At 70.9% G+C, this 19,443-nt stretch carries 15 protein-coding genes; 8 read left to right on the forward strand and 7 right to left on the reverse strand.

The window, feature by feature from the left end; genetic code table 11:
- Window positions 1-201: 201 nt before the first annotated feature.
- The gene (gene tuf / locus OO69_RS27155) at window positions 202-1,371 is read left to right on the forward strand and encodes an elongation factor Tu (RefSeq protein ID WP_033283427.1); all 1,170 of its coding nucleotides are present in this window, start codon (window positions 202-204) and stop codon (window positions 1,369-1,371) included.
- Window positions 1,372-1,536: 165 nt separating this feature from the next.
- Window positions 1,537-2,382, forward strand: coding sequence for a spermidine synthase (locus OO69_RS27160; RefSeq protein ID WP_033283428.1), 846 nt, complete (start codon window positions 1,537-1,539; stop codon window positions 2,380-2,382).
- On the opposite strand, the gene OO69_RS27165 is transcribed toward OO69_RS27160, so the two are convergent.
- Both OO69_RS27165 and OO69_RS27170 read right to left on the reverse strand, forming a co-directional pair.
- Entirely contained in the window at window positions 2,344-3,660 is a 1,317-nt protein-coding gene (locus tag OO69_RS27165) for an MFS transporter (RefSeq protein WP_033283429.1), read from the reverse strand. The two genes, OO69_RS27160 and OO69_RS27165, sit on opposite strands and share 39 nt — an antisense overlap.
- A gap of 90 nt (window positions 3,661-3,750) precedes the next feature.
- The gene (locus tag OO69_RS27170; protein ID WP_033283430.1) at window positions 3,751-4,776 is read right to left on the reverse strand and encodes a membrane protein; all 1,026 of its coding nucleotides are present in this window, start codon (window positions 4,774-4,776) and stop codon (window positions 3,751-3,753) included.
- A 164-nt stretch (window positions 4,777-4,940) separates the two neighbouring features.
- On the opposite strand from OO69_RS27170, the gene OO69_RS27175 reads away from it, so the two are divergent.
- Window positions 4,941-5,378 (forward strand): DUF4442 domain-containing protein, encoded by a 438-nt coding sequence (locus tag OO69_RS27175; RefSeq protein ID WP_033283431.1) that lies wholly within the window; start codon window positions 4,941-4,943, stop codon window positions 5,376-5,378.
- A gap of 86 nt (window positions 5,379-5,464) precedes the next feature.
- Here OO69_RS27175 and galU read toward each other — a convergent pair whose 3' ends face one another.
- Window positions 5,465-6,439, reverse strand: a complete 975-nt coding sequence (gene galU / locus OO69_RS27180; protein ID WP_033283491.1) for a UTP--glucose-1-phosphate uridylyltransferase GalU — start codon at window positions 6,437-6,439, stop codon at window positions 5,465-5,467.
- Window positions 6,440-6,780: 341 nt separating this feature from the next.
- Between galU and OO69_RS27185 the strand changes: the two genes are divergently transcribed.
- From OO69_RS27185 to OO69_RS27200, 4 genes are all read left to right on the forward strand, one after another.
- Window positions 6,781-8,652 carry an RICIN domain-containing protein gene (locus OO69_RS27185; RefSeq protein WP_234444539.1) on the forward strand — a complete coding sequence of 624 codons (1,872 nt, stop codon included), beginning with the start codon at window positions 6,781-6,783 and terminating at the stop codon, window positions 8,650-8,652.
- 369 nt (window positions 8,653-9,021) lie between these two features.
- Complete coding sequence (locus tag OO69_RS27190; protein ID WP_033283433.1) at window positions 9,022-11,499, forward strand: beta-glucosidase family protein; 2,478 nt, start codon at window positions 9,022-9,024, stop codon at window positions 11,497-11,499.
- 93 nt (window positions 11,500-11,592) lie between these two features.
- On the forward strand, window positions 11,593-13,086 hold the full coding sequence (locus tag OO69_RS27195; RefSeq protein ID WP_033283434.1) for an amidohydrolase: 1,494 nt from the start codon (window positions 11,593-11,595) through the stop codon (window positions 13,084-13,086).
- A gap of 58 nt (window positions 13,087-13,144) precedes the next feature.
- Window positions 13,145-13,795 (forward strand): isochorismatase family protein, encoded by a 651-nt coding sequence (locus OO69_RS27200; protein ID WP_051801216.1) that lies wholly within the window; start codon window positions 13,145-13,147, stop codon window positions 13,793-13,795.
- Window positions 13,796-13,905: 110 nt separating this feature from the next.
- Here OO69_RS27200 and OO69_RS27205 read toward each other — a convergent pair whose 3' ends face one another.
- The gene (locus OO69_RS27205; protein ID WP_033283436.1) at window positions 13,906-15,228 is read right to left on the reverse strand and encodes a lysine N(6)-hydroxylase/L-ornithine N(5)-oxygenase family protein; all 1,323 of its coding nucleotides are present in this window, start codon (window positions 15,226-15,228) and stop codon (window positions 13,906-13,908) included.
- Window positions 15,229-15,311: 83 nt separating this feature from the next.
- On the opposite strand from OO69_RS27205, the gene OO69_RS27210 reads away from it, so the two are divergent.
- The gene (locus OO69_RS27210) at window positions 15,312-16,265 is read left to right on the forward strand and encodes a methionyl-tRNA formyltransferase (RefSeq protein ID WP_033283437.1); all 954 of its coding nucleotides are present in this window, start codon (window positions 15,312-15,314) and stop codon (window positions 16,263-16,265) included.
- Between the two features lie 85 nt (window positions 16,266-16,350).
- On the opposite strand, the gene OO69_RS27215 is transcribed toward OO69_RS27210, so the two are convergent.
- The 3 genes from OO69_RS27215 to OO69_RS27225 are packed head-to-tail and all read right to left on the reverse strand — an operon-like array spanning window position 16,351 to window position 19,314.
- Window positions 16,351-17,235: an ABC transporter ATP-binding protein gene (locus tag OO69_RS27215; protein WP_033283438.1), complete on the reverse strand. Its 885-nt coding sequence runs from the start codon at window positions 17,233-17,235 to the stop codon at window positions 16,351-16,353.
- Between the two features lie 4 nt (window positions 17,236-17,239).
- Window positions 17,240-18,322 (reverse strand): FecCD family ABC transporter permease, encoded by a 1,083-nt coding sequence (locus OO69_RS27220; RefSeq protein WP_033283439.1) that lies wholly within the window; start codon window positions 18,320-18,322, stop codon window positions 17,240-17,242.
- On the reverse strand, window positions 18,319-19,314 hold the full coding sequence (locus tag OO69_RS27225; protein WP_033283440.1) for a FecCD family ABC transporter permease: 996 nt from the start codon (window positions 19,312-19,314) through the stop codon (window positions 18,319-18,321). The genes OO69_RS27220 and OO69_RS27225 overlap by 4 nt, the downstream gene beginning before the upstream one ends.
- Between the last annotated feature and the right edge of the window lie 129 nt (window positions 19,315-19,443).

Consider the following 19,443-nt stretch of genomic DNA (forward strand, 5'->3'; position numbering starts at 1 on the left):
GGCCTCATGTTCCGGTACGCCTTCCACCTCGCAGCACCCCCTGTCGCGGGTGCTCCGAAGGCTGCCGTTCCCGTTCTCGTCGCCGCAGTCGACGGCGCCCGAAGCTGACCCTCTCCGGATCGTCCGGCGGACCCCGCAGGGGGAGGGTCGGCTGGTCCTCGGGGTCCCCGCATCCACTTCACCAGGCTTCGAGGTACCGCCATGTCCAAGACGGCATACGTCCGCACGAAACCGCATCTGAACATCGGCACGATGGGCCATGTCGACCACGGCAAGACCACCCTGACCGCCGCCATCACCAAGGTCCTCGCCGAGCGCGGCGCGTCCACCTTCGTACCGTTCGACCGGATCGACCGGGCGCCGGAGGAGGCCGCGCGCGGCATCACCATCAACATCGCGCACGTCGAGTACGAGACCGACACCCGGCACTACGCGCACGTGGACATGCCGGGCCACGCCGACTACGTCAAGAACATGGTCACCGGGGCCGCGCAGCTCGACGGGGCGATCCTCGTCGTCTCCGCGCTCGACGGGATCATGCCGCAGACCGCCGAACACGTGCTGCTCGCCCGGCAGGTGGGCGTCGACCACATCGTGGTCGCGCTCAACAAGGCCGACGCGGGCGACGACGAGCTCACCGACCTCGTCGAGCTGGAGGTCCGCGAACTGCTCACCGCGAACGGCTACGGCGGCGACTCCGTGCCCGTCGTACGGGTGTCCGGCCTCAAGGCCCTTGAGGGGGACCCCCGTTGGACGGCCTCGATCGACGCGTTGCTCGACGCCGTGGACACGTACGTGCCCATGCCCGAGCGGTATCTGGACGCGCCGTTCCTGTTGCCGGTCGAGAACGTGCTCACGATCACCGGGCGCGGGACGGTCGTCACGGGGGCGGTCGAGCGGGGCACGGTCCGGGTGGGTGACCGGATCGAAGTGCTGGGCGCGGGCGTGGACACGGTGGTGACCGGACTGGAGACCTTCGGCAAGCCCATGGCGGAGGCGCAGGCCGGCGACAACGTGGCGCTGTTGCTGCGGGGTGTGCCTCGGGACGCGGTTCGGCGAGGGCATGTCGTCGCGGCGCCGGGGAGTGTTGTGCCTCGGCGGCGGTTCTCGGCGCGGGTGTATGTCCTGTCGGCGCGTGAAGGTGGGCGTACGACCGCGGTGTCCACGGGGTACCGGCCGCAGTTCTACATCCGTACGGCGGACGTTGTCGGGGACATTGATCTCGGGGAGGCGGTGGTTGCGCGGCCCGGGGACACCGTCACGATGGTGGTCGAGCTGGGGCGGGACGTGCCGTTGGAGCCGGGGCTCGGGTTCGCTATCCGTGAGGGTGGGCGGACTGTGGGGGCCGGGACGGTTACGGAGGTCGACTGAACCCTTGGGTGGCTGAGGGGCGTGGGTGGCTGCGGGCCGGTGGGGGCTGGTCGCGCAGTTCCCCGCGCCCCTTTCGGGGCGCCTTGCTGGGCCGGAGAAGAGACAGCGCCGGCATCGGGGGCAAGACGGCACCGGCACAATGGACCCGTGAACGAATCCCTTCCCGTGGACGAGCCGATACCCGTGACCCGGGACGTAGATCACGGGGTCGCCAAGCTCATGCCCGACGTCGACCGGGAGCGGGCCTGGTTGTTGACCGTCGACGGGGCGCCGCAGTCCTACGTGGACCTGGACGCGCCGACGCACCTGGAGTTCGAGTACACGCGGCGGCTCGGGCACGTGCTGGACACCCTCGCGGAACCGGGGCGTCCGCTGGACGTGCTGCACCTGGGCGGCGGGGCGTTCACGTTGCCGCGGTACGTGGCGGCGACCCGGCCCGGTTCGCGGCAGGATGTGGTCGAGGCGGATCGCGGGTTGCTGGAACTGGTCACCGAGCACCTGCCGTTGCCGGACGGCGCCGGTGTCACCGTGCACGGCGCCGATGCCCGCGCCTGGCTGGAGGCGGCGCCTGACGGGTCGGCCGACGTGATCGTGGCCGATGTGTTCGGCGGTTCGCGGGTTCCGGCGCACCTCACGTCCGTGACCTACGCCCGTGAGGCCGCCCGCGTTCTGCGTGCCGACGGCGTCTACCTGGCCAACCTCGCCGATGCCGCCCCCTTCGCCTTTCTGCGTGCCCAACTCGCCACGTTCGGCGCGGTGTTCCAGGAGCTGGCGCTCATCGCGGAACCGGCCGTCCTGCGCGGTCGGCGCTTCGGCAACGCGGTGCTCGTCGCCTCGCAGCAGCCGGTCGAGACGGCGGCCCTGGTCCGGCTCGTGGCATCCGACGCGTTTCCCGCGCGGCTCGAACACGGGCTCGCGGTAAGGGAGTTCATCGGTTCGGCGCGACCCGTCGAGGACGAGGACGCCGTTCCGTCACCCGAGCCCCCCGACGGAGCGTTCGGCATCGGCTGATCCGTTCGCGGCCCGTTCCGGCTTCTCGTCGGGCGGCGATGTCGATCCGGTGCGCCGCCGCAGGTTCCGTACCTCCGGTACGCACAGCGTCGCCCCCGTGACCAGCGTGACCAGAGCCGCGCATCCCCACAGGGCAGCCGTACGCCCGAAGGCCGACTCCGTTGGGCCGGCGGCCGCCGCGGCGAGCGGCATCAGCGCGATCGAGCCGAACCAGTCGTAGGCGGAGATGCGGGAGAGCTTGCCTTCCGGGATCTCCTGGTGGAGGGCGGTCATCCAGCTCACCCCGAAGATCTCGACCGTCGTGCCCGCGATGAACATCACCGCGAACAGGACGCCGATCGGGACCGGGACGGCGAGGGCTGCGGACGGGAGGGCCAGGGGGAAGATTCCGAGCATGCCGGCCAGGAGGAGGCGGCGGGGTTTCCAGCGGGTCATCAACAGGGCGCCGGCGACCGTGCCCGCGCCGAACGCCGCCAGGGCCAGGCCCCATGGGCCCGCGCCGCCGAGGCTGTCGCGGGCGACGAGTGGGCCGTAGACCGCGTCCGCCGCGCCGACGACCGCGTTGGCGATGGAGAAGGCCACGACGATGGACCACAGCCACGGGCGGCCGATGAACTCCCGCCAGCCGTCCCGGAGATCGGCCAGCATCCCGCCGCCCGGTGCGCGGGGCGGGATGTGGCTCACGTCGAGGAAGGAGCGGAGTCCGCCGGCGACGGCGAACGCCGCCGCGTCGATCGCGAGCACCCAGCCCGGGCCCACCGCCGCGACCAGCGCGCCGCCGAGCGCCGCGCCGCCCAACGACGCGCCCTGCATCGCCATCCGGAAGACCGCGAACGCCCGGCCCGCCTGTTCGCCGCTCACCGTGGACATGAGCATGCCCTCGGCGGCCGGGCCGAAGAACGCCTGGCCGGTGCCGCCGAGCGCGGTCAGCAGCATCATCTGCCAGAGGCGGGGGTCGCCGGTGAGGACGAGTACCGCGAAGGTCGCCTGTGACACGCAGCTCAGGGCGTTCGCCGCGACCATCACGTGGTGCCGGGGCATCCGGTCCGAGATCGCGCCGCCGATCAGCAGGAACAACACCAGCGGCAGTGTGCGCGAGGCGGCCACCAGACCCACGTCACCGCTGTCGCCGCCCGACTCCAGCACGGCGAACGCCGACGCGATCAGCGCGCCGTTGCCACCGAGACCGGTCGCCACCGCGGCGGCCGTCAGCAGGGTGTAGTTGCGGCCCGCCCAGTCGGGTCGGCGCGGTCGACGGGAGGCGGGGGCGACGGTCATCGGCCGACTATCGCCGTCCACGCCACACCCCGCCAAACGGATTGCCGCCAGAATCAAGCCAAACGGTCGATGCCCAACGACCCACGGCTGTCAGCTGGTTGCGCCCGTCGGGTCCCCGTGCAGCCGTACGGTGCTCAGGATCTGCTGGATCGTCGCGTCGGGGATCTCCTCGCTGACGCCCTTCGCGCCGTAGAGCGTCCAGGACACGAAGTCGTCCGCCGAGTTCTTGAAGGCGAACGTGGTCGCCTTGCCGTCGGAGGAGCACTTGCCGGTCTTCGGCACGCCGGACGTGTACGAGGTGGCGACGCTGCCGACGACACCCGACTTCGTCGTGTACGGCTTCGCGGCGCCGATCTTCAGGTACTTCTTCGACGAGTCCTTCTGGTCCGTGTACCCGCCGAACGCGAACGCGGCCGCGTCACCGCGCGCGGTGCTCGCCGTGTCCTTCGCGCCGTCCTCGCCCTTGGTGCCGCTCGACGCCAGCGACGACGTCTCCTTCGTGCCGTCCTTGTTGTCGTCGGACTCGCACCAGTTCTGCTTGAGATAGGCGGGCGCGGAGAAGCCGATGTACGGGGAGCCGTCGCCCTTCACCTCGTCCTCGAAGAACGTGAAGGTGCCCGGCTTGCCGACCTCCCAGGTGGCGGGGACGTCGAAGGCGGTGCCGTACTTCTGGTTGACGACGACCTTCCAGCCCGCGATCGTCGGCTTCTCGGTCTCGTTGCCGCGCGGGTTGTCGTCCGAACCGGAGGAGGAGGCACTCGGGTCCGCGGACGCCGACGGCGACTGGCTCGCCTTGTCCGTGCCGCCGTCCGCCTTGTCGTCCTTGTTGCCGCCGAGGACCAGGAAACCGGTCACACCCGCCGCTACGACGACAGCCGTGGCGGCGACGATCGCGACCAGCTTCGTCCGGTTCCCGCCGCCCCCGCCCTGCGGCGGCTGAGGAAGCTGCGGTCCGCCCGCGGGACCCGGAGCGCCCCACTGAGGCTGCTGCTCATAGGGATTGGGCTGCTGGTAGCCGGGCTGCTGATACGGATTCGGCTGTTGGTACCCCGGCTGCTGGTACGGGTTGTCCTGCGGGTTCTGCTCGCCCCCGGGCGGCTGCTGTCCTGGCCACATGGGCAGTAACCCTAGTGCGGCCCCGGACACGGTTGGGTCACCGCCCCTTGTCAGGGTCGTACCAACTCCATGCCGAGTGGACGGCCGCGCGGTGTGTGCGGGCGCACACACCTGGCCAGATGTGGCTACTCGTGGGTAACATCACCGTCATGAGTGCTGACCAGATGTCGATAGGCGAATTGCTCGCCGCCACGGTGCCGATGGTTCGGACCCTGAACCTGGAGTACCTGGAGACCAGTCCGGAGCGGGCCGTGCTGGCCCTGCCGGATCAGAGCGAGTACCGCAACCATGTCGGCGGGCCGCACGCCGGTGCCATGTTCACCCTGGGCGAGTCCGCCAGCGGCGCGATCGTCCTCGCCGCCTTCGGCGACCAGCTCTCGCGGGCCGTGCCGCTTCCGGTCAACGCCGAGATCGCGTTCAAGAAGATCGCCCTCGGCCCGGTGAGGGCCACCGCGACCCTCGGCCGCCCCGCCGCCGACGTCGTCGCCGAACTCGACGCGGGCGAGCGCCCCGAGTTCCCGGTCACCGTCGCCATCCAGCGCGAGGACGGCGCCGTCACGGGCGAGATGACGGTCACCTGGACCCTCCGGCCGAACGGCTGATCAGTTCAACTCCGTTACGGGGGACCGGTCATCGCCTACGGATGACCGGGCCCCCGTGTGCGTGACGTGCGCGGGGCGGGTGGCGTTCAGGCCGCGATCCGCGCACCCCCGCTGACCTTGCCGGTCTCCCCGCTCTCCCCGCTCTCCAGTCCCGCCACGAACTCCTTGAGCCACGCGACGAATTCGGGCCCCAGATCGTCGCGGTCGCAGGCCAGCCGGACCACCGTGCGCAGGTAGTCGGCCTTGTCGCCGGTGTCGTAGCGCAGGCCCTTGAAGACGACCCCGTGGACCGTGCCTCCGGCGGCCAACTCCTGCAGGGCGTCGGTGAGTTGGATCTCGCCGCCGCGGCCGGGCGGGGTGCGCTCCAGGGTGGGGAAGATCGCGGGGTCGAGGACGTAGCGGCCGATGACGGCGTAGCGGCTCGGCGCGTCCTCGCGGGACGGCTTCTCGACGAGGCCGGTGACGCGTACGACACCCTCCTCGCCGGTCGGCTCCACGGCCGCGCAGCCGTACAAGTGGACTGATTCCGCGGGGACTTCCATGAGGGCGACGACGCTGCCGGCGTACCGCTCGCGGACCTCCAGCATCTGGCTGAGCAGGGTCTCGCGCGAGTCGATGAGGTCGTCGCCGAGGAGGACCGCGAAGGGCTGGTCGCCGACGTGGTGGCGGGCGCAGAGCACCGCGTGGCCGAGGCCGAGCGGGTCGCCCTGGCGGATGTGGTGGATGTCGGCGAGGCGCGCGGGGTCGCGTACGGCGTCCAGGCGCACGGTGTCGCCCTTGGCGGCCAGGGCCTGTTCGAGCTCGAAGGCGTGGTCGAAGTGGTCCTCGATGGCGCGCTTGTGCCGGCCGGTGACCATCAGGATGTCGTCGAGCCCGGCCGCGGCGGCCTCCTCGACGACGTACTGGATCGCGGGCTTGTCGACGACCGGGAGCATCTCCTTCGGCGTCGCCTTCGTCGCGGGCAGGAACCGCGTGCCGAGCCCGGCGGCCGGCACGACCGCCTTGCGGACCGTGGGGACGCGGGCGGGTGCGGGGGTGGCTGAAGAGTGGGGGGTGATCATGGGACCCATGGTGGCCCGCCCCGATGAGAGCGCCCCGAGAGAAACATCGGAGTTCCCTGTGTGCCTCCCTTAGTTCACGGGGGAGTTGGAGATTGTGTGGAGACGCCTGTGGATACCCGCGGTAACCAATCTGAATTCATAGCGTTTTGAACATCGGTCACCCGAACTCCTTGTTTCCTGTCTGAAGCTTGTGCGAGTGTGAGCCACCTCGTGAGGCCAGTCGTGAGAAGGCAATGGTCAGGGTCGTTTCTGACAGTTCATAGGTATGCACCAATCAAGCACCTGCTTTCCGATGGTCGGGCATTCGTGTGCCGTCCTGCGGCTTGGAAGGAAATGGTCCCGTGCAATCCCCGTACCCCCCACGCCCGCCGTTCCCGCCCCGCCCCGGATCCAGCCCGGGGGAGTCCGACCGCAATCTCGTGGCGCAACTCGGCGATAAGGCGGCGGGCACCCGTGCCGTGGCACTGCTGCTGGCACGACACTGGCAGGCGACAAGCGAATATGCCGTCATCTGCCTTGCCACCGCCGACAGTTCGGCGTCCATGGTGGCCGGCGCGGCCTTTCATCAGGTACTGGCCGGCCGCGCCACCGGCGGCGCCCTGCGTCCCCAACTCCTCGTGGCGGTAAGGGAGATGGTGAAGAAGTGGGCGGCGGAGGAGCGAATTGCCGCGGTGCTGCCGGAACTTCGTAAACCCACTGGCGCCCGAGGTCTACGCGCGGCGAGGCCCGGCACCTCCGAAAGGCGGAAGCTCGCGGAGCGCGCTTTCGGCGCGCTGTCCGGCGCCTCCCAATGCCTGCTGTGGCACACCGAGGTCGAGGCCGAACCCATATCCGTACCGGCCGGTCTGCTGGGCGTGGACGAGGTCACCGCGAGTGCCGCGCTGGATCAGGCGCGAGAGCAATTCCGGCAGGGCTGTGCACGTGCCCATAAGGAACTCGCGCCGACCGCGGAATGCCGTCACTACAACCGGCTCCTCGACGTCCCGATCCGCCGCGGCGGCAGTCTGTTGCCCGATGTGCAACGGCATCTCATGACGTGCCGCTACTGCCGTTTCGCGGCAGAGCAGTTGAGCCATTTCGACGGCGGCCTCGAAGTGCTGCTCGCCGAGACCGTCCTCGGCTGGGGCGCCCGCCGCTACCTCGACTCACGGCCCGGCCGCGAGACCCCCGAGACCTACGCCCGCGTCGCCCGCCGCCCGATGGGCCGCCACCGCCCCACGCCCGACGGCCGGTTGGCCTTCCCGCGCAGGCACCCCAAGGCCGCGCTCGTGGGCGTGGGCCTGACCTCCCTCGCCCTGCTCGCGACCGTGCTCGCCACCAAGGGCTGGACCGAAGGGGGCAACACGCCCGATCCGCACGTCACTTGGGGCGCCGCCAGCGGCAGTTCGACCCGCCCGAGCCCGGTCGGCGCGCCCTCGTCCGACGGTTCCGCCGCCTCCGCTTCGGCCGCCGGTGCCGACGGGGGAGTCGCGGGAGTCGTCCAGCAGGGCGTCCTGCGCAGCCTCGCCTCCGGCCTGTGCCTCGACATCCCGGGCGGCGAGGTGCGGTCCGGCGCCGCCGTCACCATGGCTGCCTGTTCCACCGCCGGATCACAGCAGTGGTCGTACGACCAGGACGGCCTGCTGCGCAGCCTCACCGACCCGGGACTCTGCCTCGCCACCGACACCACCGCGCGCACGGTCACGCTGGCCGGCTGCCTGGTGCACGCGGGCGAGGTGCACTACGACCTGACGGTGCGCGGCGAGTTCCTGCTCCGCTGGAGCCAGGGGCTGGCCGTCGCTCCCGCGAGCGCGAAGGCGGGGGCGCGGGTCGTGGTGACGGACCGGAACGGGTCCGCCGGGCAGCGGTGGGCGCTGGAATCCGCGGCCGACGCGCGGGTCGAGCTGGGCGGGCCGACCGGAAAGGGCGAGGCGGACGGGAAGGGGACGGGGGAAGCGCCGGGGGACGGCGCACCTGACGCGCCCGTGCCGCCCGAGGGCGCCCCCCAGGGCGACGTACCGCCGCCCCCTCTCTCGAACCTGCCGGAACAGGACCAGCAGCAGTACGCGCCCCGCGCCGCTCAGGTCGCCTGCTGCGACGAACCGGCGCCGGAGCCCGGGCCCTCGGGTGGCGACGCCGGTGCCGTGCAGCCGCTGACGGCCGTGGGGGACGCCGTGGGAAATGTCGTGGGAGGCGTCCTTGGCACGGTCACCACGCTTGTTCCGTCCCTTTAGTGAGCTGAGCTGAGCTGAGCGCCGGGGCACCCTTTCCCAGAAAGCGTGACACTTCTCGCGAAAGTGTCACGCTTTCTCGGCTGTGCAGGGTCGCCCAGGCCCACTGACGGGATGGGCCAACAGCGTCCCACCGGGTTGGCCCCGCAGCTCTGTCACCCTTCGGTACTTGTGGGCGCGCGGCCGATTCCTGTTCAGGTCATTGACACGAGTCAGTGACGGTCATAGTTTTCCCGCCGCGCCAGTGGTGTCTAACGGGTCGTCAAGTAAGTGTTCGCGCACGGTGAGTTCAGATACCGAACACAGCCCGGGACATCGAGGCGCACCCGCGGTCCACAACGTCGTGCCCGCACACCGAAGGAGTGACGGCTCATGACCGACACCGTGTCCCGGCGATCCGCCCTGCGTCTGCTGGGCGGCGCGATCGCCGTCGCCAGCGCGGCCACCACCGGACTCGTCTCCCCGTCGCACGCGTACGCGCAGGCCAGACCCGAGGCGGGGGCCGGACCCCGCGTCGAAGGACTCCTGGCCAAGCTCACCCTGGACGAGAAGATCTCCCTCCTGCACGGCGCCACCGACCCGGACTCGCTCGGCCAGGCCGGCTACATCCCCGGTGTCCCCCGCCTGAAGATCCCGCCCCTCCGGCTCACCGACGGACCGGCCGGCGTCCGCGTCACCGCACACGCCACCGCCCTCCCGGCACCCGTCCTGCTCGCCTCCGCCTTCGACCCCGAACTCGCCCGCCGCTACGGCCAGGTCGTCGGCCGGGAAGGCCGCGCCCTCGGCCAGGACGTCCTGCTCTCGCCGATGGTCAACCTCATCCGCACCCCGTACGCGGGCCGCAACTTCGAGACCCTCAGCGAGGATCCGCTGCTCGCCGGTGATCTGGTCGCCGCCGAGATCAAGGGCATCCAGGGCGAGGGACTCATCGCGACCGTCAAGCACTTCGCGATGAACAACCAGGAGAAGGACCGCGACTCCATCGACGTACGGGTCGACGAACAGACCATGCACGAGATCGAGTTGAGGGGTTTCGAAGCGGCCGTCGACGCGGGCACCGGTGCGGTGATGGGCGCGTACAACAAGGTCAACGGCACCTTCGCCTGCGAGAACAAGACCCTCCTCACCGACGTCCTGCGCGGCCAATGGGGCTTCGAGGGCTGGGTGATGACCGACTGGTTCGCCGCGCACAGCACGGTCGCCGCGATCACCGCCGGCCTCGACATGGAGATGCCGGACGGCACCTACTTCGGCGCGCCCCTCAAGTCGGCTGTACAGAACGGCAGTTTGCCCGAGCGGTACGTCGACCGCGCGGTGCGCCGGATCCTCGGCGTCATGGACCGGTTCGGGCTCCTCGACGGCAGCGTGCCGCCCCGGCCCGATCGCAACGCGAAGGCGGGCGCGGCCGTAGCCCTGGAGGTAGCCAAGGCGGGCGCCACCTTGCTCCGCAACGAGCACCGCACCCTCCCGCTGACCGGCAGCGGCGGCATCGCGGTGATCGGTCCCACCGGCACCCTGCCCTTCGTCAGCGGCGGCGGCAGCGCGCATGTCGTACCGGACCACGCGGACAGCCCGCTCGACGCGATCAGGGCGCGGGCGGGTTCGCGGAATCGGGTGACCTACGCGCTCGGCGAGGACCTGTTCGGCAAGGCCATCCCCGCGTCCGTACTCTCCCCCGCCTTCGACAGCGAGGGCCAGCGGGTGGACGCGGGCAAGACCTGGCAGTACGACGGCTCGCTCACCGTGACCGAACCCGACGAGTGGACGTTCGTCCTGCACTTCGACTCGGCACCCACGGCCCGGCCCCAAGTCCTCCTGGACGGAGCGGAGTTGTTCCCGATCGCGGCCGGGTACGGCGAGTACTTCTCCGGCGGCCTGGTCTCGGTCGACCCTGACGGCCTCTCCGTCCGCCGCAAGACCCTCACGCTCGCCCGGGGCACCCACACCCTGAAGATCACTGCCGCGGGTGGCGACGCCGGACTCCTGTTCCGGCTGCGGCGCATCACCGGCGCGACCCGCGCCCAGGACGTCACCGAGGCGGTCACCGCGGCACGCGCCGCGCGCAATGTCGTCCTGTTCGCCTACGAGGACGCCACGGAGGGCCTCGACCGCACCACCCTCGAACTCCCGGGGAACCAGGCGACGTTGATAGCAGCGGTAACAGCCGCGAACCCGCGCACCACGGTGGTCCTCAACACCTCGTCGTCCACGTCGATGCCGTGGCTGGCCCGCACCGGCGCGGTCCTCCAGATGTACTACCCGGGCCAGGAGGGCGCCGCCGCCACGACCGCCGTCCTGTTCGGTGACTGCGACCCCGGCGGCCGGCTCACCCAGTCCTTCCCGGTCGACGACGCCCACCACCCGGTCGCCGGCGACCCCCTCCGCTACCCCGGCGTGAACGGCGTCGAGGAGTACTCGGAGGGCATCCACGTCGGCTACCGCTGGTACGACGCGGAGGGCGTCCGGCCCCTCTACCCCTTCGGGCACGGACTCTCGTACACCTCCTTCTCCTACGAGGACGCGTCGGCGCGGCGGAACGGGCACGGGATCGACGTGACCTTCACGGTCCGCAACACCGGCCGCCGGGACGGCGTCGCGGTGCCACAGGTGTACGTCGGCCGCTCACCGGACCTCCAACTCGACCAGGCTGTAAGGGTGTTGGGCGGCTATCGGCGGCTCGTGCTGCGGGGCGGGGAGCGGCGGCGGGTGACCGTGCACGTCGATGCGCGTACTTTGTCGTCGTGGGACGCGAAGCGGCACGCGTGGGTGCTCGGGCGCGGGCGGCGGGCCGTGTGGGTGGGGGCCTCGGCGGGGGATCTGAGGGTGCGGACGAGTGTCGACGTGAAGTGAGCGGCGCAGGGCGCGATCCACAAGGTAAGGTAAGCCTTACTTAACTTGGTGGAATCGTTGGAGGGATGCCTCGGCATTCCCCTGGAGGCCCTTATGGCGGACAACCCAAGCGACCTGATCCTCACCCGGGTGCGGCTCGGTGCCGGTGGGCCGCTCGCCCGGGTGCGGGTGGCGGACGGCCGGATCACTCACGTCGTACCCGAGACGGACGCGGGCTCGGGCGTCGAGGTCGGCGGTGGGCGTCAACTCGATCTGAACGGGCGGGTGTTGCTGCCCGGGCTGTGGGACGCGCATGTCCATCTGGCGGAGTGGGCGAGTGCCCGGCACCGGCTCGATCTGGCCGGTACCGGGTCCGCGCGGGCCGTGGCCGACCTCGTCCGGGAGCGGGCCGGGGCGGCCGACGGCTCGGTGCTCTACGGGTACGGGTTCCGGGACGGGCTGTGGGCGGATGCCCCGCACAAGGCACTGCTGGACGCGGTGCTGCCCGACCGGCCGGTAGCCCTGGTCAGCGCCGATCTGCATGCCGCGTGGCTCAACTCCGCCTGCCTCGAGCTCGTCGGCCGGGGCGACCATCCCACCGGCCTGATCCGGGAACACGAGGCCCACGAGGTCCTGTCCGCCCTGCCCGCCGCGCCGGACGACGTGGTCGACGGGTGGATCGAGGAGGCCTGCCGGGCTGCCGCAGCGCGCGGGGTCAGCGGTGTCATCGACTTCCAGTTCGGCGACACGGTCGCGGACTGGGAACGGCGTTCGGCCCGATTCCGGCCCGCCGTACGGGTGTCGGCCGCGGTGTATCCGAGCTACCTGGACGCGGCGATCAAACGCGGGCTGCGGACCGGGGGCGCGGTCGGCGCCGACGGGAGCCTGGTTCAGGTCGGGCCGTTGAAACTCTTCACGGACGGTTCGCTCAACACCCGCACCGCCCTGTGCCGCGACCCCTATCCGGGACTAGAGGGCACGGACGGCGCCCACGGCATCGAGGAGACGGCGCCCGACGAGCTCGTACGGCTCATGCGGCGCGCCGCGGCGCACGGCATCGAACCCGCCGTGCACGCCATCGGCGACCGCGCCAACACCGTTGCCCTGGACGCCTTCGAGGCGGTGCGCTGCCGCGGCCGGATCGAGCACGCGCAGTTGCTGAGCCCCCAAGACCTGCCGCGCTTCGCCCAGTTGGGGGTCACGGCGGGCGTACAGCCCCGGCACGCGACGGACGACCGTGACGTGGCCGACCGGCACTGGGCCGGACGCACCGAACGCGCCTTCCCCTACGGCGACCTGCTCGCCGCCGGGGCCCGGCTGGAGTTCGGCTCGGACGCCCCGGTCTCGCCCTTGGACCCCTGGCTGGCCATCGCATCCGCCGTCAACCGCACCGACGACGAACGCCCCGCCTGGCACCCGGAGCAACGCCTGTCCGTAGCGGACGCGTTGGTCGCGGCGGCTCGCGGACGCCGGCTCATCAGGGTCGGTGACCCGGCCGACCTGGTGGTCGTCGACGCGGACCCGCTGGACGCCGAACCGGACACCCTGCGCGCCATGCCCGTCCACGCCACGATGACCAACGGCCGCTGGACCCATGGGCCTTACTGAGCCGGTACCGCGCTCGCCCTTCCCACGACATCCGGCGACCGGTGAGAGGCCGATGCGTATGCCGACATCCGACATGGTCCCGTACGTCATGCCCGGCTCCGCCGCGCTGCCCCCGGACCGGACGGGCTGGGCCATCGACCCGGGCCGCGCGGCGCTGGTGGTCCTGAACGTGCAGAACCATTTCCTGCACGTCCTGCGGGAGTCCTCCGCGCCGGTCGGTGAACTCCTCACCGGGGTCGGCCTGTTGACGGAGTCGGCGCGGGCAGCCGGGATCCCCGTCCTCTACACCCTCAAGACCGCCGAGCGGGAACCGGCCGGCCGGGAGACCAGCTTCGGGCATCCACGTCTGCCCGGTGGCGAGGACTCCCGTGACGTCGTGGACGCGATCCGGCCGCAGGTCGGGGACAGCGTGCTGGTGGCGAAGCGGTTCAGCGCCTTCGCCGGGACCCGACTGCGGCGCAGGCTCGCGGAGTTGGGGCGCGACCAGCCGGTCATCGTCGGGGTGTTCGCCCGCACCCAGGTGCTGCTCACGGCGGCCGACGCGTGGATGCAGGACATGGAGCCCTTCGTCGTCGCGGACGCGGTGGCCGACCGGGCGCACGACGACCACCGGATGGCCGTGGACTGGATCGCGGCGACGTGCGGAGCGGTGCGGACCGTGCGGGGTGTGGTGGACGTGTTCGGCGCGCCCGATTCCCAACGCCGTTGATTTGACGGAGGTTTGACCAACGGCGACCGCACGCACAGAGAAAACACGCAGAGAGAAAACCCCGGGCCCGGAAGGGACCGTACCCTCCGGGCCCGGGGAGTCGGGGTGGGTCAGACGGGCAGTTTCGCCGCCTGTACCGACCGGTGGATCTCCTCCGCCCGCACCGCGACCGTCGACAGCAGCGTGCTGGTCAGCCCGTGCGTGTGCTCCGTGCCGCCCTGGAGATAGAGGCCCGCGGTGACTTCGGGGACCGTCTCGACCCGGTGGTCCCGGCCCACGCGGACCTCGTCGCCGTCGTCCCGCAGGCAGAGCTTCGCCGCCTCGCCGAGCAGTGAACTCAGGTCGCGGGGGCGGTAACCGGTGGCGAGCACCAGCACATCCGCGGACAGCACCTGCTTCTCGCCGGTGGGCAGGAACTCCACGGCGACATCGAGACCGCCGTCCGACGCGGGGTCGACGGCGCGGATGCGGGAGACGTTGAGGAAGCGCAGCCGTTCCCGGCCGGCCACCTTCTCCCGGTACGCGGTGGCGTACAGCGCCTCGATCAACTCCATGTCCACCACGGAGTAGTTGGTGGAGCGGTGGTAGTCGATCAGCGACTGCTTGACCTCGGACGGCGCCGAGAAGTAGACGTCCACCGCCTCCGGGTCGAAGATGCGGTTCGCGAACGGGCTGTCGTCGGCCGGGGTGTAGCCGTATTTGGCGAACACCGAGCACACCTCGGCGTCCGGGAAGGTGCGGTGCAGATAGTCCACCGCCTCGGCGGCGCTCTGCCCGGCGCCGAGCACCACGGCCCGCTGTACGGGCCTGCCCTCGTCGGCGAGCCGGGTCGCGCGGGGGATCAACTCGCTGTTGTGCCAGATGCGTTCGGCCAGTTCCAGGCCCGGCGGCACATGCGGCTCAAGCCCCATCGCGACGCTGATGTTGCGCGCCCGGCGGGTGATCGTCGTACCGGAACCCGAAGGGTCGCGGCTGGTGACGTCGAAGTAGGCGATCTCGCCGTCGTCGCCCCGCACCGGGTCGACGGCGACGACCTCGCTGCCGTAGGAGACCAGGTGGGAGACCCGCTCGGCCGCCCACTCGAAGTACTCGTGGAACTCCACGCGCAGCGGGAACAGGGTCTTCTGGTTCAGGAAGTCGATCAGTCTGCCCTGCTCGCGCAGGAAGCAGAGGAAGCTGTAGTCGCTGGTCGGATTCCGCAGCGTGACCAGGTCTTTGAGGAACGACACCTGCATCGTGGCGTCGTCGATCAGCATGCCCCGGTGCCAGCCGAAGCGCGGCTGGCGTTCCAGGAACAGGGCGTTGAGACGGCTGTCTGCCGGAAGGCTCTTGTTGTGCTCCTCAACCGCTATGGACAGAGCGAGATTTGACGGACCGAATCCGATTCCGAGTATGTCGTGGACCACTTCGGAATCCAGTAGCGGTGACTTCACCGTGGCATCGCCTCCCTCAGGCAGCCCAATGCTAGATAAGGTAAGGCTTACCTTGCAATGAGTCGTTGAAGGGAAGGACCGTCATGCGGGTCGTCATGCTCGGCTATCAGACCTGGGGTCACCGCACGCTGCAGGCGTTGCTGGACTCCGACCACGAGGTCGTTCTCGTCGTCACCCACCCGAAAAGTGAGCACGCCTACGAGAAGATCTGGGACGACAGCGTCGCCGAACTCGCCGAGAAGAACGACGTCCCCGTCCTGCTGCGCAACCGCCCCGACGACGCCGAACTCCTCGACGCCGTACGGGAAGCACGGCCGGACATCATCGTCGCCAACAACTGGCGGACCTGGCTGCCGCCGGAGCTGTTCGACCTCCCGCCGCACGGCACCCTCAACGTCCACGACTCGCTGCTGCCGTCGTACGCGGGCTTCTCGCCGATCATCTGGGCGCTCCTGAACGACGAGCCGCGCGTCGGCGTCACCGCGCACCGCATGAACGGCGAACTCGACGCCGGGGACGTCCTGATCCAGCGCTCGGTACCGGTCGGACCCGCCGACACGGCGACCGACCTGTTCCACCGCACCGTCGACCTCATCGCGCCCATCGTCCGCGAGTCCCTCGACCTGATCGCCTCCGGCCGCGACGCCGGCCAGTGGGTGCCGCAGGACCGCAGCCGCGCCAGCTTCTTCCACAAGCGCTCGGCCGAGGACAGCCGTATCGACTGGAGTTGGCCCGCGGAACGCCTGGAGCGCCTCGTACGGGCCCAGTCGGACCCGTACCCGAACGCCTACGCCTTCCACCGCGGCCAGCGGCTCAGGATCGTCTCCGCGGCCGTCTCGGAGGGGCGCTACGGCGGCACCCCGGGCCGGATCTTCATCCGCGAGGGCGACGGGGTGGTCATAGTGGCCGGCCCGGAGGCCCATACCGGGCGCGGCCGGGGGCTGTTGGTGCGCCGGGTGCGCACGGACGACGGCACGGAGTACGCGGCCGGCGACTACTTCCGCACGATGGGCGGGTACTTGACGTCCCGGCCCTGAGCGGGCGGCCCCACGTCGGGCGGCGGGCTGTGGCGGCGGGGCAGGGGTAGGTGTTTGGAAAAGTGTGACACTTCTCGCGAAAGTGTCACACTTTTTCGGAGACACCTGGCTGCCCGGCCGGAGAGACGCCGTCATGGTGGTGCCGTCCCAGCGGTATCACCAACGGCGTGCCGCTCACCGGGTCGGGCGTGATCCGGCAGCGCAGGTCGAAGACGTCCTCGACGGTCGCCTCGGTGACGACATCGGCGGGCGCGCCCTCGGCGACGATGCGGCCGGCCTTCATCGCGATGACGTGATCGGCGTACCGGCAGGCCTGGTTGAGGTCGTGCAGCACCATCACGACGGTGCGGCCCTCGCGCCGGTTGAGGTCCGTGATCAGGTCGAGTACGTCGATCTGGTGGGCGAGGTCGAGATAGGTCGTCGGCTCGTCGAGGAGCAGGACCGGGGTGCCCTGGGCGACGGCCATGGCGATCCACGCGCGCTGCCGCTGGCCACCGGAGAGTTCGTCGACCGGGCGCTCGGCGAGGTCGGTCAGGTTGGTCGCCTCCAGGGCCGCGTTCACGGCCTCCTCGTCGGCCGCCGACCACTGCCGCCACCAGGTCTGGTGCGGGGACCGGCCCCGGCCGACGAGGTCGAGGACCGTCAGCCCCTCCGGCGCGACCGGCGTCTGCGGCAAGATGCCCAGTTTGCGGGCGAGTTCACGGGTCGGCACGGACCGCAGCGCCACGCCGTCCAGCTCCACCACGCCCTCGCGCGGGGCCAGGAGCCGGGCCAGCGCCCGCAACAGGGTCGATTTCCCACAGGCGTTGGCGCCGACGATCGCCGTGATCCGGCCGGTCGGTACCGTGAGGTTCAGGTTCTCGACCACGACCCTGCCGTCGTAGGCGAGATGAAGATCACGCGCCCGCAACTCCGGCCCGGCGGCCGGGGATTCGGACGTCCGCGGGGCACGCGGGTCAGTGGTCGACATGCGATCAGCCTCCAGAGCCCGCGCGGTTGGCGCGGATGAGCAGCCACAGCAGGACCGGCGCGCCGAGGGCGCCGGTGACGATCCCGACCGGCAGTTCCGTCCCCGGAACCGCCTCGCGGGCGAGGAGATCGGAGCCGAGGACGACGAGCGCGCCGGTGAGACCGGAGACGAGCGGGGGCGGCGACGAGGTGCCCGCCAGCCGCTGGGCGATCTGCGGACAGGCCAGCGCGACGAACGCCACCGGACCGGCCGCCGCCGTACCGAACGCGACCAGGCCCACACCGGCCAACAGCAGGGCCAGCCGGACGGGTTGGACGGGGGTGCCGAGTCCGGCGGCCACGTCGTCGCCGAGCATCAGCGTGCGCATCCAGCGGCCCATGCCCAGGGTGATCGGCAGGAGTACGGCCAGGGCGATGGCCAGCGAGTCCACCTGGTTCCAGGTCCGGCCGTTGAGGTTGCCGACCAGCCAGCCGAGCGCCGCCTCCGCCTCGAAGCGATTGCCGCGCGCCACAAGGAAGTTGGTGGCACTGGAGCAGATCCAGGACACCCCGATGCCGACGAGGATGATGCGGTAGCCGGTGGCCCCGCCCTTCCACGCCAGCACGTACACGAGCAGCGCGGTGGCCAGTGCGCCGAGCAACCCCAGCGTGGACAGCCCGAGTCCGCCGGTCCAGCCCAGAACCACCGCCGCCACCACGGCGGTTCCGGCACCCTCGGTGAGCCCGATCATGTCGGGGCTGGCCAGCGGATTGCGGGTCATCGTCTGGAACACCGCCCCGGAGACCCCGAACGCGACGCCGACCAGCAGCCCGACCAGGGCACGAGGCAGCCGTAGATCCTGGACGACGATGACCGTGCCCGCGTCGCCCGAGCCCCACAGGGCCCGGATGACGTCGGTGAAGGCGACGGGATATTCGCCGATGGTCAGGCCCCAGCAGAACAAGAGAAACGCGCCGAGCGTGACCCCAACTCCCGTGAGGAGCAGGCGTGGACGCAGTACGCCGGACACCGGGGGCACGGTCAGCCGGAACGGCCGGTCGGCGAGGGCGGCGCGCGGGGGAGCGACTACGGGTGTGGGCACGCTCATACCTCCGCGAGCTTCCGGCGGCGGACCAGGACGATGAAGAACGGGCCGCCGAGGAAGGCGACGAGGACACCGGCCTGGATCTCGGTCGGGCGGTCCACCATCCGGCCGAGGATGTCGGCGGACAGCAGCAGGAGGGGTGCGAGCGCGGCCGAAAGGGGCAGCAGCCAGCGGTAGTCGGGGCCGATCCCGGCGTACTGCGCGAGCACTCGCGCGATGTGCGGGACGACCAGACCGAGGAAGACCACCGGACCGATGACGGCGACGGACGCGCCGGTCAACAGCACGACGGCGGTGACCCCTTGGAGCCGTACCAGACCCAACCGCCGTCCCAGGGAGGCGGCCACGTCGTCGCCGAGGGCCATGCTGTTGAGGGCGGGCGCGCAGGCCAGGGCCAGGACCGCGCCCACGACGAGGAAGGGCAGGATGCGCACCAGCTCGCCGGAGTCCTGGTCGGCGAGGGTGCCGGCCGACCAGAAGCGGTAGCGGTCCAGGGCGTCCTGGTCGGTGAGGACGACGGCGCTGGTGAACGACTGGAGCAGCGAGGTGATGGCGACCCCGGCGAGCGCCAACTTGACCGGTGTGGCCCCGGATCGGCCCATCCGGCCGAGGAAGAACACCACGACGCTCGCGACGAGCGCCCCGCCGAACGCGAACCACACATAGCCGTAGAGCGATGCGACTCCGAACACGCCGACCGCCATGACGATCGCGAAGGACGCTCCCGCGCTCACCCCGAGAATTCCCGGGTCCGCGAGGGGATTTCGGGTCAGGGCCTGCATCAGCGCGCCGGACAGGCCGAGCGCGGCACCCGTCGTCAGGCCGAGCAGGGTGCGGGGCACGCGCACCGACCAGATGACGTTGTCGACGAGGCGGCTGGGCGGATGGCCCAGGACCGAGCGCACGACCTGGTCGAGCGGCACGCTGAGCGCGCCGAGGGCGACCGACAGCAGGGACAGCAGGACGAGGAGGGCGACGATCACCGTCACCAGCACCGTGGTGCGAAGCCTTCTGCCTGAAGCCACGTGCCGGTCTCCATGTCGTCTTCCGGGTCATCTTCGGTGCTCTGGAGCCCTGTTGGCGGACCACCGGGCAGCCCGGCCAGCAGCTTAGGTGAGCATAAC

Source organism: Streptomyces sp. NRRL F-525 (assembly GCF_000716605.1).
Taxonomy (GTDB): Bacteria; Actinomycetota; Actinomycetes; order Streptomycetales; family Streptomycetaceae; genus Streptomyces.

Coding starts and splice junctions, on each gene's coding strand:
- tuf (WP_033283427.1), top strand. CDS start 202: ATGTCCAAGACGGCATACGTCCGCACGAAACCGCATCTGAACATCGGC.
- OO69_RS27165 (WP_033283429.1), bottom strand. CDS start 3,660: ATGACCGTCGCCCCCGCCTCCCGTCGACCGCGCCGACCCGACTGGGCG.
- OO69_RS27170 (WP_033283430.1), bottom strand. CDS start 4,776: ATGTGGCCAGGACAGCAGCCGCCCGGGGGCGAGCAGAACCCGCAGGAC.
- OO69_RS27175 (WP_033283431.1), top strand. CDS start 4,941: ATGTCGATAGGCGAATTGCTCGCCGCCACGGTGCCGATGGTTCGGACC.
- galU (WP_033283491.1), bottom strand. CDS start 6,439: ATGATCACCCCCCACTCTTCAGCCACCCCCGCACCCGCCCGCGTCCCC.
- OO69_RS27190 (WP_033283433.1), top strand. CDS start 9,022: ATGACCGACACCGTGTCCCGGCGATCCGCCCTGCGTCTGCTGGGCGGC.
- OO69_RS27195 (WP_033283434.1), top strand. CDS start 11,593: ATGGCGGACAACCCAAGCGACCTGATCCTCACCCGGGTGCGGCTCGGT.
- OO69_RS27200 (WP_051801216.1), top strand. CDS start 13,145: ATGCCGACATCCGACATGGTCCCGTACGTCATGCCCGGCTCCGCCGCG.
- OO69_RS27210 (WP_033283437.1), top strand. CDS start 15,312: ATGCGGGTCGTCATGCTCGGCTATCAGACCTGGGGTCACCGCACGCTG.
- OO69_RS27215 (WP_033283438.1), bottom strand. CDS start 17,235: ATGTCGACCACTGACCCGCGTGCCCCGCGGACGTCCGAATCCCCGGCC.
- OO69_RS27220 (WP_033283439.1), bottom strand. CDS start 18,322: ATGAGCGTGCCCACACCCGTAGTCGCTCCCCCGCGCGCCGCCCTCGCC.